This is a genomic window from Halochromatium roseum (genome assembly GCF_016653315.1).
Lineage (GTDB): Bacteria > Pseudomonadota > Gammaproteobacteria > Chromatiales > Chromatiaceae > Lamprobacter > Lamprobacter roseus.
Genome location: NZ_NHSH01000027.1, coordinates 1 through 11785, shown reverse-complemented (window position 1 = coordinate 11785; position 11785 = coordinate 1). Strand labels below are relative to the sequence as shown.

Below are 11785 nucleotides of genomic sequence, written 5' to 3'. Positions count from 1 at the left end.
CAACAGACAGTCACGAGCCAGTTGCCGTTGATGCACTGCAGCGCTCACCCCAGCCGTTGGCGGCAGCGTCGGTGGCGTAGCGGACCTCCAGCTCGGTGATGGAGGGTTGGGTGTAGGGGATGCGGGGTTTCATGTAAGCGCTGATCAGGCAGCGTCGAGGTGCCCAAGTGGGAGCTTGTTTACGGACAGTGTCGCCAAGTCTGTTCGCCGGCTGGCGTGCTGGATGTCGATACCCACAAGGACACCCGCAGCATCGTAATCCAGCACCACGCCTTCAGAGACTTCGTCAGCATCCGCTGATGCGCGTTCGCTGAGATGGATGTAAAGGGAATCGGTTGCTGCATCGTAGTTGATCTTCATGGCTTAAACCTCCGATCCGGAAACGCGTTATGGATCGTGCGTCCATCGTCCAGTGTCACCACACGGAGGTAACGCCCCAGCACCTCGACCCAAATCCAGTGCCTGATACGTCCATCATCCGCCTGTACTTCTTTACGGATGGGATCGCGGACGGCTGCCTCGCACCAGTCGCGCTGGATGTATGGACGCTTGACCAGGACATTGTCCCGAAAATAATCCGTGATGGGTAGCTCTGACATCGAGGATTGGATGGGGTGTCAGCACGCCTAGTGGACCCTAAGCGCTGGCACCGCAGTAACAAAGCGCATGCCACCCTCGGCGAGTTCGGCCAGCTGCGCCTTGACCTCCTCGGCAATGTTCCACGGCAGGATCAGCACCTCATCCGGCGGCTCATCGCGCAGCGCTGCGGGCGGGCGGATCGGGATGTAGCTGCCGGGCAGATACTTGCCCTGCTTGGCCGGGGCGGCATCACAAACATAGGGTAGCAGGTCAGGCTTGATACCGGCGTAGTTGATCAGGGTGTTGCCTTTGGCGGCGGCGCCATAGGCCGCGATGCGACGGCCGGCGCGTTGTTGCTCGATCAGGTACGCGAGCAGGTCGTTCTTGATGCGATCGGCGCGTGGTTGGAAGGCTTGGTAGGTGGCAAGATCGAGCAGGCCTTGGGTCTGTTCGGTGGCGAGCAGGTCAGCGACCGCGGCCGTGGCTGGGCGCGGGTCGTCGGCGTGGATGGCATAAACCCGTAGGCTGCCACCCTGGGTCGGAAGTTGTTCGACATCCCAGAGGCGCAGGTCCTGGGCTTGCAGGATGCGTTGCACCGCGTGCAGCGAGAGGTAGGAGAAATGCTCGTGATAGACGGTGTCGAACAGGTTATGCGTGATCAGGTACAGCAGGTGCGGGAACTCGAGGGTGACGGTACCGCCGGGCTTGAGCGCGGCCTTGAGGCCAGCGCTGAAGTCATTGATGTCCGGTACGTGGGCGTAGACGTTATTGCCGATGATGAGGTCCGCTTGGCGGCCTTGGGCGGCGAGTTCGCGGGCAAGTTGGGTGCCGAAGAACTGGCGCAGGATCGGGATGCCCTGGGCCTTGGCAGCAGTGGCGGTGGCGGCGGTGGGCTCGATGCCGAGACAGGGGATGCCGGCTTGGACGAAGTTGCGCAGCAGATAGCCATCGTTGGCGGCGACTTCGATGACCAGGCTGTCGGCGTTGAGGCCGAGGCGCTGGCTAATCATGGCGCTGTAGTCGGCGGCGTGCTGGAGCCAACTGCTGGAGGTGGAGGAGAAGTCGGCGTAGTCGCTGGTGAAGAGGGCGTCGGCGGCGACGACGTCTTGGGTTTGGACCAGCCAGCAGTGGTCGCAGACATAGAGCTTGAGCGGATAGGTGATCTCTGGACGACGCAGGTCGTCTTCGCTGAGGTAAGCGTTAGATGGTGGCGCGTAGCCGAGGTCGAGGAAGACGTGGCGCAGCGGGGTTTGGCAATGGCGGCAGTTCATGGGTTGGCCTCAGTGTGAACCCACGGCCTCTGCCGACACCTCTGGCAAATGCGGATGCCGACGCGCCTCTGGTAATGGATGGCCCAGTGCCTTGAGTGTTTCCAGATAGGAATGGAGGGCATCGTAGCCTTCGCGGAGGGCCGCTTCTGGCGTTGGCCCGTCGGCCATGCAGCCTGGATAGTCCGGAAACTCAATGAGGTCGCCTTCGCCCTCGTCAGGCGCGAGCGGGCGCAGTGTGCAGCGCGGTAAGAGACTGTTCATGATTCGCCTCCCTCCAGGGCATCAACCAAGGCGACAAAGGCGCTTGATGTCGATCGGGGCAATAGGTTTGTGTGCAGGGATGGTTACTGGCACGCAGCCGCGGGTGCTGGAGGTGACATGACTGGTTCCCGGTTGTCGATAATCGATGCCGAACCCGTTCGCGACGGTCTTGACCTCTTGAATGCGCCAATCGCGGGGATTTTTGCGCGTGCGATTCAATAGCCACCTGACGTTTGACATCACACTGCAACGTTCTTCTCTGCGTCGATTGCTGGCAAGGCTTGATCGCGCGCAGAGCGGTCGCTGCCTCGCCGTTGAGCGCTTCAGTCAAGCACTTGAAGGGCACTGCTGAACCCGCCGCGCCCCAGCGTCGGTCACCACAGCCGCGGCCAGCGCCGCCACGGATGCGCGCCGCCTTTGACCTCAACACCAGGTTGAAACACAGCTCGAGCGATGAGGAGCGCGCTGAGCCTGGCCGTCGAAACCGCCTACGACCTGCGCCTGACTGAGCGGCGACGAGATCGCTGACATGACCTCGATCACTGCGATTCGCGCGCGCATCGACAGCAAGATCAGCTAACATCCCACAATCAGCTCAGGCGTGGAGGCTAGAACGCGGCGACCCACACCACTCGCTAACGGATCGTCGTCCCCGTTAAAGAGCAAGGCAAGGCAGGCTGCTCCGTGGGGATCTGCATTGAATCGGGAGACCAAGATGTCAACACGCGCCTGGTACGATTACTACATCATCGACCCCGAATCGGGCACGATGACCTTGGCCATGCGCTTCTACAAGTGGGGCGACGGCACGCCGGAGAATGCGATTGCCGAGTATCGGTTGTTCAGAGAACGCTTGCAGCAACTCGGCGGGCAATTGCCAGTGGCGTGGCTCGATCGTCTGTTGCGTGACCAGCTCGGCGACCTGCATGCGACACTGCCGCCACAGTTTGCCACCGCTGCGTTCTTGTTCCTGCTGCAACGCGCCTCGGATGAGGAGCAGCGTCAGTTTTGGCATCGGTACAAGCCACCCGAGGAGCGGCCGGATTTTCATCTCCGCTTCGCGCTCGACGAGGCGCTGACGGCAAAGCCTTTCGAGATCCCGCCACAGACGGACCCGCTGTTGGAGCGAGTCCGGCGCTTCCTTGCCACGGCCCATTATCTGCGCCCATGGCGAGACTATGGGCTGCGACTCGACCTCTTGGATTGGCTGCAATACCTCACCCAGCCCACACGCAGCGCCGACATGGGTGCCATCGCCGGCGACTGGGAGCCAGCCTGGGATATTAACTATCGCTTCCGGTTCTTTTTCTGGATTGATTCGCAGCGGCCCTTGCGGATCGGGCAGATGGCGATCGAGCTGTGCCGGCGCGATGGCACCGATCTGTTATCGGTGACCGATGCAAACGCAGATGAGTGGGAATGCGAACAGCGAGATGCGCTGCACGAGATCGTCCGCGCCTCCGACATCAACATCACATCCCTGGCGCCGCTCCAGCACGACTATGCGACCACGCCAGACCGCTTCTGGCCGTTCCGCGAGCAACCGAACCCGGAAGAGACAACGCGTCGCGCGCGACTCGAGGCGCTCCGACCGAGCCGCAACATCCTGATGGTCCAGGTCAAGAAACGTTTCGGCCCCGCCGTCGCCGCTGAGACGCGGTCGATCTTGGAGCAGATCGACGACTTCGACCTGCTGCTAGAACTGACCGGGCCGGTCCTTGAGGCTTCGGACAGCGCGGCCTGGCTTCGCGCGCTGCGGCACGTTTGCGACCCCTGATCGCGAGACGCCTCGCCGCAGGATCGCTTGCCCTCGAACGCCTTCCATCGCCCGACAGCGTCCCAGTTTTTTCGCCAGCCGCAAGACAGGCGTTAGCTTAAGCATAGTGTCGCTGGCAGAAGTCGGCTAGGCGTTGATGCCAGTCCATGAGTGTCGGCGTTGCTTGGGCGAGCTCGCTGAAAAACTGCGATAGACGCCGTGGATTTTCTTCGTACTCATGATTGATTGCATTGCGCAACTCGCGCAGTTCTTTCCATGCCTGAGCAGAGTCGATGATCGAGAGCTTTTCCATGTAGAGCAGCACGCTGGTGAATGGCTCTGTTTTCTGTTCTTCTTCGATCGCGACCGCGCGCATGGTCTTGCCAAGATGCTCTTGGAACTCGCTGAAGCGGACGCGGAAGGCCGCGAGCGTTTCATGGTGTTTGGGCGTCAGCGTCTTCCAGTCGTTGATGGGCATCAAGACGCTGACCTGTTCCAGCGAATACGTCAGATAGCCGCGCATCCGCTCCAAGTGCTCAAGCTTCTTGTCGATGAGTTGGAGATGTTCGGTCATAACCGATGGCCGTTGCTTTTAGCGATGCCTGCGATGGGAGACTGTTCATCGAAGCCGCGCACAATGAGATCGACCGGCATGTCAAGGGTTTCCTCGAGTTCGATTTTGCATCGCAACTCGTTGCGCAGTGGCTGCTGTTCGGTCTCCACGAACAGATCGATGTCGCCGCCTTTCTTTGCGTCATCGAGTCTGGAGCCGAACAGCCAGATTCGGGACGCTGGCCCCAAATGCTGTTGCACGCTGCGGACGATGTGCTGAGTTTGTTGCTCGCTCAGACGCATGTTGAGTGCATCACAGGTAGAGGTTGGCGGGAATCTTGCGGCCGGAGGCCGCGTGAGCGGGGTGGACCCGGGTTGGTGGTGCTCGCCGCGGCTGCCGGCGTCGCGGTGATCCTGATCGGCGCGGTGGGCGCGATTGGCATGGCGCGTTGGCGTCTCTGCCTCGATGTCAATCAGCGCTTGCAGGCCGTGATCGGCGACGCTGCGGGCGAACAGCGGATCGGGATTGAGCGCGAGCACCCTGCCCTGGCCTTGACCTTGGCCGTGCAGCGCTTGCGCGAAGCTCAGCGCGTAGAGGCCGTAGCCGGTGTCGGCATCGAGCAGGCGCTGGCCGGGCTGGGCGAGTTGGCGGCAGAAGGCGTGTTCCGGCTCGGGCCAGTCTTCCAGCTCCAGCAGGGTCAGGGTGACCGGGTTGTCGAGATCGGCCGGGACGTTGACCTTGAGGCCGGTCTTGAGGCTGAGGGTCCAGTGGGGTTGCACGGTTGGCTTAGGCGTTCTGTTTGGTGTTTCTTCCATTTGATTACGCGAGTGCGGACGATTCCCGCAGTGCTGAAGCGATCTCACGGTATCGGCATTCCGAAATCACTTCTTCAATCATTGGGAGACCCACCTTTTTTATCCAGCGTAACAACCTTTTCTTTCCAGGGATTTCGGTCTCCGCGGCTGCCTGCTCGGCAATTCCATGTAGCCCAGCAACAGGATCACCCTCGGCCAGCGCATAGGCGCCAAGATCAGAGAGAAAAACCAGCCTTGACATCATCAGTGACCAACTTGCCAATTCAACCTGGCGCTCGAGACTGCCTGCAGTTTGATAGCGGAAATCACTCGGCTCGGGCTCCGGTGGCTGCCGCTCCTGTAGGCGACGTTTTGTCCACCACAACAGATGCAGTCCGCTCGTCCAGTGCCCACCGCGCTGGATGCATCGGCGTGAATAGGCTCGGCCAAGCGTCAGCATCGCAAGCTCTGCGCGAAAGCTGCCGAGGGCGCGCAGTTGCGCGAGCGATTCGATCTTCGTGCCATATTCGCCGTAGTCAGCAACGGCCTCGCCAACTCTGTCATGGCGGATAAAGGTCGCCGACGCTTCGATGTAGTCCGATGCTAGAACGGGTTCTTGATCAGAGAGTTTTTGGACTTGATGCGAGCAGGTGTATACCTGTTGATGCCGCTCGCTGAACGCCTGAGCGGACTCCAACAACAGGTCTTTACGCAGGTGTTTAGCGCAGGTTGTTTCCTCGGGCCGAAGGAGCACAACGCGCTGCTCAGTACAAAACCCCATCGACAGCCCAACAGACCCATGCTGTAGGGGGTTATGCCAACAATTGGCACATGCAGCGAGTACCTGAAGATGCATGGCAGTGGCTAAGTGGAACGAAAGATCCGATCGACCCGTTCGCGCAGTGATTGCGCGGTCGCGTCTGCCGCCGCCGTGAAGTCTGCCAGATGTTCCTGCCACTCCTCAACATATTGCCGCGCACGCATGACTTCGTAAGCGCTAGGCCATGCGGCGTCACCTTTCCCATGTCCGCGTAACAGCTGGAGAAGCTCTTTTCTAGGGCGATGAGCAACCCCAAGCGTCGGCCATTGCTTGGGGTAGGCGATGTAGATGCTGCCTTCAGATGCCGCGAAATGACTTGCCATGTTGCGATCTTCTGATGCAGAGAGATACGGGGTCTCGCGGCCATGGCCTTCTAGGTAAAGAACGTGCCGAACAATGGAGCGGTTCGCCTGAGGACAAGGCAGGCTGACGCCTTGCCTTTGATCGCCTCGGTATAGGGGATCTCGGCTCAGTTTCCAGTATGTCTTAGGCATTGTGCTCTGGAAGTAATCGCAAGGTGTTCATCGTAAGCGGCGGCGGTGTCGTCGGCTTCGCGCAGTGGGCTGTGCATGGTCGGGACGGGACGCGGTTGCTGGTCACTGGGGCGCGGCATCAGGCGGGCCGGATCAGCCGCCCTTGTTCGCGCAGCCAGGCGGCGCGGGTGGCGTTGCAGGCAAACAGTGTAGCCGGTTTCTCCAGCGCTGCTTGTGCGCTGGGTTCGGTTTTGCTGTCGGCATTGGGGTTGGCATCGACATCGGTGGCGGCCTCGGTGTTGCCGTTGGCATCCGCCTGTGTGTGCCGCTCGGGGCTTGCGTTGCTGGGGCCATTGGCGTCGGCATCGAGCAGGCGCAGGCCGGGCTGGGCGAGTTGGCGGCAGAAGGCGTGTTCCGGCTCGGGCCAGTCTTCCAGCTCGAGCAGGGTCAGGGTGACCGGGTTGTCCAGGTCGGCCGGGACGTTGACCTTGAGGCCAGTCTTGAGGTTGAGGGTCCAGTGGGGCTGCACGGTTAGCTCGGGGCTTGCCTTCAGGATGTTGGGTGATCACACGAGAGGTCTGACAAAGCGTCACAACGCCCATCGATCTAAGCGCTTTCGTTCTGCCGCGGACAGGACGCTGCTCCATTCGGCGTTGTTGATCTGATGCAGCGTCAATGTCCGACTCACTTGAAACCGCTCTTCCAGATAGGCTGCGGCCAGCAGCACCTCTGACTGCGCCCGACAGACGCGTTCGACCTGTTCGCGCGGCAGCAGGAACTCAGCGGCGAAGGCATTGGCGCGTTGCTCAGGCCAACGCGGGACCTGACCACCCAATACCTCGGCAACGGGCAACGCATGCGCACGATCGGCCAGCAGATGGCCGATCTCATGTGCCAGCGTTGAGCGTCGGCCATTGGCTGTTGACGCGCGTGAGCGGTGGTTCGTATTGAGCAACACGGCAGGCCCGTGGCGATCTCCCCAGACGGCGACAGCGTCGATGCCTGCCGTGATATCGATCTCACTGAGGTGTAAGCCCCACTGTCGCAGTATTTGGTCAGGAAACGCAGGTTGGTCGCTCGCAATGCCCAGCCGCTGGCGCAGCCATTGGGCCAATTGGTAGCCCTGCTCGTAGGCCGGTGCTTGCCTCTGCACGAGCTGGGTCGCTTGCTTGGCAAGATCATCCAGGTTTGGCGTGGCCATACAGGGTATCGCGCGGATGGCTTGTAGCAGGCAGTGCTGCTGCTCGGCGCCGACAGACGCGCCCGCCATCCGGGCCGCCATCAGCAATTCGCCGGGGTGTTCATGGGCTTGAGCGCCGGGTTGCACTTCGAACCAGTCGTCTAGGGGTTGATCGTTCGCCGCATCACTGGCCCTGGCCAGCCGGCGGAGTTCACCGATGTCGAGACCGGTGGTGATCGGGAGGAAGTGTTCAGCGATACGCTGTTCGCGCTCAGACCAGCATTGCCGCGCGTAGCGGGCGCGGGGTTCCGTGCTGGTTGCAAGCAGTCGATCCAGGTGGCGACCGATGGCGGCTAGGTCGGTCATCGCTTGGGTGTGAGGGAGATAGTGCGGTCGTTCCAATGCGGGTGACCAGAGCTGTGCATCCCTGCCTTCGCGTAACAGCCAGAGTGGCCGCAGCGTTAAGCCTCGAAACAGCAACGAGAGGTCGTGACGTTGCCGGAAGTCGAAGAGTTGATCTTCCTCTGCCTCAGCCTGACCAATGGCCAGATCGCGCCAGCGTGCGTCGGCCTCTTGCATCATGGTGCCAGGGTGCAGCGGGGCGATATCGATGGGGTAGCCTTGCTCGAGCATGAGCCAGGGCCAGATGCGGGCGAGGCCATGAAGGAAATCGACCAACGGCCAAGGCTGTGACGCGGCGAGCGGAGTCGCTCTGTCCGATGCGGCTGGCCCCCAGACCGGCAGACCAGCCACGGCGAGGCTGAATTGGGCTTCGGCGAGGCCGCGGGCCGCCTTGGCATCGTCTGCCGGCAGTATCCACATCTCAATGCCGGTGTCACTGCCTAGCTGTATTGCTTGAGCCATGCTTTGAACGCTCCGCCAAAACCGTCGGCTACCGCGCGTTGCTCGAGCTGACGCAGAATCCTGGGAGGCTTCGTCTTTCGCCCAGCGGTGTTTGGGACGTCTCTCTCCGGGATCATAGCACCACTCTGACTGTGGCTTTTGGGGCTCCAGTGATGAGGTGGGCTGAGTCATTTTACGACGACGTTAGCGGACTGTGACGTCATCCATCTTGCTCGGGTGCGCGGCGAGCCAGGTCTCGAGGTCGACAGCGACCTTCCTCCAGCCAAACCGGCTGGTTCTTCGCGACGATCTCGCGATAAGCGCGGGTCTGTTCGAGTGGGGTCATTTCACCGAACATGATGAGGATCTCCTCTAAAGTCTGGTCCTTAAAGCGCGCGAGCAGCCAGGATTGGAAGACGTCGAGACACTGGCGGCTCGCTTGTGCCGAGGAGGAGGTCGATCTGTTTGTCGGTGTGCATCAAGAGGACAACGGGTTGATCACCTGCTCGAGCGGCATCCGCGGCCGCTCAGGAAACGCACTCAGCGGCTGTTGCGAGCGCGCTGCGGCGATGTCTCGTGCGTCGGTGTAGCAGGCCTCATAGATGTCGTTGAGGTAGACCCTTAAGCTCGGGCTGTCGTCCAGTTCATCACGGATCTGTTTGCGTAAGCTGGCCACTTCGGCTCGCCAGTGGTTGCCGCTGCGGGGGGCTTCCTCCGCCCAATACTCGAGCTTGAGGAGATGGGCGAGCAGTTGCCGCAACAGATTTTTGAGCTTGCGCTTCTCTCGGCGACTCAAATCGTCGATCTCCTCGAGCAGGTGCGTCAGGTCAACGCTCGCAAAGTCACGGCGCGCGAGTTTGCCGCGTGTCGCTTGCAGCCAGAGAAAGTAATCGTTGTCGTAGGCGGCGGTGGTGTCGTTGGTTTCACGCAGTTGGCTGTGCATGGTCGGGACGGGAAGCGGTTGCTGGTCACTGGGGCGCGGCATCAGACGGGCCGGATCAGCCGCCCTTGTTCGCGCAGCCAGGCGGCGCGGGTGGCATTGCAGGCAAACAGTGTAGCCGGTTTCTCCAACGCTGCTTGTGCGCTGGGTTCGGTTTTGCTGTCGGCATTGGGGTTGGCATCGACATCGGTGGCGGCCTCGGTGTTGCCGTTGACATCCGCCTGTGTGTGCCGCTCGGGGCTTGCGTTGCTGGGGCCATCGGTGTCGGCATCGAGCAGGCGCAAACCGGGCTGGGCGAGTTGGCGGCAGAAGGCGTGTTCCGGCTCGGGCCAGTCTTCCAGCTCGAGCAGGGTGAGGGTGACCGGGTTGTCGAGGTCGGCTGGGATGTTGACCTTGAGGCCGGTCTTGAGGTTGAGGGTCCAGTGGGGTTGCACGGTTGGCTTAAGCGTTCTGTTGCGGAGTGGGGCTGGGGTGCGCGGCGAGCCAGGTCTCGAGGTCGGCTTCAGTGCTGAAGTCGAGCAGCGCTTCGATGAGATCTTCGAGCGGGTCGACCGGGAGGGCTTGTATGTGGGCCTGTTGCGCCTTGGTGAGGCTGCCGAGGCGACGGCGTAGGAGGCGGAGCGCCACCCGTTCAGCTTCGCGCCGGCGGCCTTCTTCGCGACCTTCTTCGCGGCCTTCCGCGCGACCTTCCGCGCGACCTTCCTCCAGCCAAATCGGCTGGTTCTTCGCGACGATCTCGCGATAGGCGCGGGTCTGTTCGAGTGGGGTCATTTCGCCGAGCATACTGAGGATCTCCTCTAAGGTCTGGTCCTTAAAGCGTGCCAGTAGCCAGGACTGGAAGACGTCGAGGCAGTGGCTGCGCGCGGATTCGGGCAGTGGGGCTTGTTGGATTTGACCATAGGCGAGCGGTGGTTGTTCGCGCAAGCGTTCGCGGTCTTCGACCAGATAGGCAGAGAGGGCAGAAAGGTGGCGAGCAGCGGGTGCTCGGGTTGGGTCTGGCGCAGTTGTTCGAGCACCTCGATGAGATAGACGCGGCGGATAGGGCACTGCGGGTCGCGGGCGATTGTGCTGTGCCAGGGCTCGGTCTGGGGGTCGTGCTCGGGACTGAGGAACAGCAGCAGGCCGCACACCGGTTGTTCAAGGCGTCGTTCGCCGAGCAGGCCCATGTCGACCAGCAGGCGGTGGTAGATGGTAGGGTCTTGCTGGGCTTGGACTTCGATCGCCCAGATGGCTTGCTTGAGGTCTGCCGGAAGCACGACGCCGTCGATGCACCGCTCCAGGGCCTTGACGTCGATGGCCTCAAAAGCATAGGGGCCATCGGTGCGGAGGCCGTTGGTGAGCAGGCAGAGAAACTCGGGATCGGCGCCGAGGAGGAGGTAGATCTGTTTGTCGGTGTGCATGGGCTCAGATGCGTTGCCTCTCAGCTCCTTCAGCCATTGCGCTGATACCAGGCTGGTGGGCTATATGTTTGGTCCCGGCAGATACCGCATCGCGGTGATGACCAGACCGATGTCGGTCGCGATGAAGCGTTCGTCCATGCGCTCGCGCAGTTCGATCTCGTACACCGCTGGCGGCTTGCCGAGCGATTGCTCGGCGAGCCATTCGCCCAGATGCGCTTTGATGAATTGGATGTCTTCTTGTGCCAGGGCCATGTTGGGGTCTCTCGGCAGCGGTCGGCTCAGTTCAGCTCAGCGCATGTCAGATCAGATCGGTTTAGCCCAGCGCGGGTCAGGCTTCAACCTGAGCGGCCATTTTGACAGATCGGGCACGCCTGTTGTTGCTCGAATGAGCATAGCTCACTGCGCTATGCTCAAACGCCACTCAACGCGCCTGATCATGCCCACCAGCGCTCTCAACTCCATCAGCGCGCCCGACGCCCATGCCACACCGCTCAGCACAGACGCCCTCCCCGCCCAAGCCCCCGCGCTGCCAGCTCGCGCTGGTGGTCATCGCCCGCAACGAGGCGGTGACACTGCGCGCCTGTCTGGAGAGCGCGCGGGGCCTGGTCGAGTCGATCATCCTGCTCGATACCGGCTCGAGCGATGACACGGTCGTGATCGCTCAGGCCTGTGGCGCGCAGGTGCATCACTTTGCCTGGTGCGATGATTTCGCCGCCGCGCGCAATGCGGCCTTGGCGCACTCGCCTGCGGCTTGGAATCTGATCCTGGATGCCGATGAGCGCCTGGCGGAGGATGCCGCTGGGGCAGAAGCCTTGATCGAAGCCACGCGCGGGCCGGCGACCCGCATCGGCCTGCTGCCGGTGATCAGTGCCTTTGATCTCGAGGATCAGGTGGCGCATAGCACCTCGTGGCTGC

Annotated in this window: 19 protein-coding genes; 2 read left to right on the top strand and 17 right to left on the bottom strand. The window is 61.8% G+C overall.

Annotated features, from left to right (window positions below; all coding sequences use genetic code 11):
* Positions 1-10: 10 nt before the first annotated feature.
* From CCR96_RS24990 to CCR96_RS02700, 5 genes are read right to left on the bottom strand one after another with little or no spacing between them, the layout of a single operon-like run.
* Entirely contained in the window at positions 11-133 is a 123-nt protein-coding gene (locus CCR96_RS24990; RefSeq protein ID WP_274601058.1) for a hypothetical protein, read from the bottom strand.
* Positions 134-144: 11 nt separating this feature from the next.
* Positions 145-360 (bottom strand): DUF2283 domain-containing protein, encoded by a 216-nt coding sequence (locus CCR96_RS02715; protein ID WP_201216779.1) that lies wholly within the window; start codon positions 358-360, stop codon positions 145-147.
* Positions 357-599 (bottom strand): hypothetical protein, encoded by a 243-nt coding sequence (locus tag CCR96_RS02710; RefSeq protein WP_201216772.1) that lies wholly within the window; start codon positions 597-599, stop codon positions 357-359. The genes CCR96_RS02715 and CCR96_RS02710 overlap by 4 nt, the downstream gene beginning before the upstream one ends.
* 27 nt (positions 600-626) lie before the next feature.
* Positions 627-1850, bottom strand: coding sequence for a class I SAM-dependent methyltransferase (locus CCR96_RS02705; RefSeq protein ID WP_201216764.1), 1224 nt, complete (start codon positions 1848-1850; stop codon positions 627-629).
* 9 nt (positions 1851-1859) lie between these two features.
* The gene (locus tag CCR96_RS02700; RefSeq protein ID WP_201216754.1) at positions 1860-2111 is read right to left on the bottom strand and encodes a type II toxin-antitoxin system HicB family antitoxin; all 252 of its coding nucleotides are present in this window, start codon (positions 2109-2111) and stop codon (positions 1860-1862) included.
* Between the two features lie 715 nt (positions 2112-2826).
* Here CCR96_RS02700 and CCR96_RS02695 point away from each other — a divergent pair.
* Positions 2827-3888 (top strand): hypothetical protein, encoded by a 1062-nt coding sequence (locus tag CCR96_RS02695; protein ID WP_201216746.1) that lies wholly within the window; start codon positions 2827-2829, stop codon positions 3886-3888.
* A gap of 97 nt (positions 3889-3985) precedes the next feature.
* On the opposite strand, the gene CCR96_RS02690 is transcribed toward CCR96_RS02695, so the two are convergent.
* The 12 genes from CCR96_RS02690 to CCR96_RS02640 all read right to left on the bottom strand — a co-directional run bounded on the left by CCR96_RS02690 (position 3986) and on the right by CCR96_RS02640 (position 11122).
* Positions 3986-4441, bottom strand: coding sequence for a hypothetical protein (locus tag CCR96_RS02690; protein WP_201216738.1), 456 nt, complete (start codon positions 4439-4441; stop codon positions 3986-3988).
* Positions 4438-5235 (bottom strand): nucleotidyltransferase family protein, encoded by a 798-nt coding sequence (locus CCR96_RS24370; protein ID WP_242518388.1) that lies wholly within the window; start codon positions 5233-5235, stop codon positions 4438-4440. The genes CCR96_RS02690 and CCR96_RS24370 overlap by 4 nt, the downstream gene beginning before the upstream one ends.
* A gap of 4 nt (positions 5236-5239) precedes the next feature.
* Positions 5240-5911, bottom strand: coding sequence for a hypothetical protein (locus tag CCR96_RS02680; protein ID WP_201216729.1), 672 nt, complete (start codon positions 5909-5911; stop codon positions 5240-5242).
* A gap of 167 nt (positions 5912-6078) precedes the next feature.
* Positions 6079-6357 carry a hypothetical protein gene (locus CCR96_RS02675; RefSeq protein ID WP_201216720.1) on the bottom strand — a complete coding sequence of 93 codons (279 nt, stop codon included), beginning with the start codon at positions 6355-6357 and terminating at the stop codon, positions 6079-6081.
* Between the two features lie 289 nt (positions 6358-6646).
* Positions 6647-7036, bottom strand: a complete 390-nt coding sequence (locus CCR96_RS02670) for a hypothetical protein (protein ID WP_201216710.1) — start codon at positions 7034-7036, stop codon at positions 6647-6649.
* Between the two features lie 60 nt (positions 7037-7096).
* Positions 7097-8551, bottom strand: coding sequence for an ImmA/IrrE family metallo-endopeptidase (locus CCR96_RS02665; RefSeq protein WP_201216701.1), 1455 nt, complete (start codon positions 8549-8551; stop codon positions 7097-7099).
* A 199-nt stretch (positions 8552-8750) separates the two neighbouring features.
* A complete protein-coding gene (locus CCR96_RS24365; protein ID WP_242518386.1) occupies positions 8751-8888 on the bottom strand; it encodes a hypothetical protein in 138 nt (45 codons plus the stop codon).
* A gap of 120 nt (positions 8889-9008) precedes the next feature.
* Positions 9009-9515 carry a DUF29 domain-containing protein gene (locus tag CCR96_RS02655; protein ID WP_201216676.1) on the bottom strand — a complete coding sequence of 169 codons (507 nt, stop codon included), beginning with the start codon at positions 9513-9515 and terminating at the stop codon, positions 9009-9011.
* Positions 9515-9904 carry a hypothetical protein gene (locus tag CCR96_RS02650; RefSeq protein ID WP_201216667.1) on the bottom strand — a complete coding sequence of 130 codons (390 nt, stop codon included), beginning with the start codon at positions 9902-9904 and terminating at the stop codon, positions 9515-9517. The genes CCR96_RS02655 and CCR96_RS02650 overlap by 1 nt, the downstream gene beginning before the upstream one ends.
* A gap of 7 nt (positions 9905-9911) precedes the next feature.
* Positions 9912-10253, bottom strand: a complete 342-nt coding sequence (locus CCR96_RS24360; RefSeq protein ID WP_242518384.1) for a DUF4351 domain-containing protein — start codon at positions 10251-10253, stop codon at positions 9912-9914.
* 14 nt (positions 10254-10267) lie between these two features.
* On the bottom strand, positions 10268-10870 hold the full coding sequence (locus CCR96_RS24355; RefSeq protein ID WP_242518383.1) for an Rpn family recombination-promoting nuclease/putative transposase: 603 nt from the start codon (positions 10868-10870) through the stop codon (positions 10268-10270).
* A gap of 60 nt (positions 10871-10930) precedes the next feature.
* A complete protein-coding gene (locus tag CCR96_RS02640; RefSeq protein ID WP_201216660.1) occupies positions 10931-11122 on the bottom strand; it encodes a hypothetical protein in 192 nt (63 codons plus the stop codon).
* 227 nt (positions 11123-11349) lie between these two features.
* Between CCR96_RS02640 and CCR96_RS02635 the strand changes: the two genes are divergently transcribed.
* The coding region (locus CCR96_RS02635) for a glycosyltransferase (protein ID WP_201216651.1) at positions 11350-11785 on the top strand (436 nt) is incomplete at its 3' end.

What these genes read in the sequence shown, in the direction of transcription:
- CCR96_RS02695 (WP_201216746.1), top strand. Translation starts at nt 2,827, where the DNA reads ATGTCAACACGCGCCTGGTACGATTACTACATCATCGACCCCGAATCG.
- CCR96_RS24365 (WP_242518386.1), bottom strand. Translation starts at nt 8,888, where the DNA reads ATGTTCGGTGAAATGACCCCACTCGAACAGACCCGCGCTTATCGCGAG.
- CCR96_RS02690 (WP_201216738.1), bottom strand. Translation starts at nt 4,441, where the DNA reads ATGACCGAACATCTCCAACTCATCGACAAGAAGCTTGAGCACTTGGAG.
- CCR96_RS24990 (WP_274601058.1), bottom strand. Translation starts at nt 133, where the DNA reads ATGAAACCCCGCATCCCCTACACCCAACCCTCCATCACCGAGCTGGAG.
- CCR96_RS02700 (WP_201216754.1), bottom strand. Translation starts at nt 2,111, where the DNA reads ATGAACAGTCTCTTACCGCGCTGCACACTGCGCCCGCTCGCGCCTGAC.
- CCR96_RS24355 (WP_242518383.1), bottom strand. Translation starts at nt 10,870, where the DNA reads ATGCACACCGACAAACAGATCTACCTCCTCCTCGGCGCCGATCCCGAG.
- CCR96_RS02640 (WP_201216660.1), bottom strand. Translation starts at nt 11,122, where the DNA reads ATGGCCCTGGCACAAGAAGACATCCAATTCATCAAAGCGCATCTGGGC.
- CCR96_RS02715 (WP_201216779.1), bottom strand. Translation starts at nt 360, where the DNA reads ATGAAGATCAACTACGATGCAGCAACCGATTCCCTTTACATCCATCTC.
- CCR96_RS02655 (WP_201216676.1), bottom strand. Translation starts at nt 9,515, where the DNA reads ATGCCGCGCCCCAGTGACCAGCAACCGCTTCCCGTCCCGACCATGCAC.
- CCR96_RS02665 (WP_201216701.1), bottom strand. Translation starts at nt 8,551, where the DNA reads ATGGCTCAAGCAATACAGCTAGGCAGTGACACCGGCATTGAGATGTGG.
- CCR96_RS02710 (WP_201216772.1), bottom strand. Translation starts at nt 599, where the DNA reads ATGTCAGAGCTACCCATCACGGATTATTTTCGGGACAATGTCCTGGTC.
- CCR96_RS02675 (WP_201216720.1), bottom strand. Translation starts at nt 6,357, where the DNA reads ATGGCAAGTCATTTCGCGGCATCTGAAGGCAGCATCTACATCGCCTAC.
- CCR96_RS02705 (WP_201216764.1), bottom strand. Translation starts at nt 1,850, where the DNA reads ATGAACTGCCGCCATTGCCAAACCCCGCTGCGCCACGTCTTCCTCGAC.
- CCR96_RS24360 (WP_242518384.1), bottom strand. Translation starts at nt 10,253, where the DNA reads ATGCTCGGCGAAATGACCCCACTCGAACAGACCCGCGCCTATCGCGAG.
- CCR96_RS24370 (WP_242518388.1), bottom strand. Translation starts at nt 5,235, where the DNA reads ATGGAAGAAACACCAAACAGAACGCCTAAGCCAACCGTGCAACCCCAC.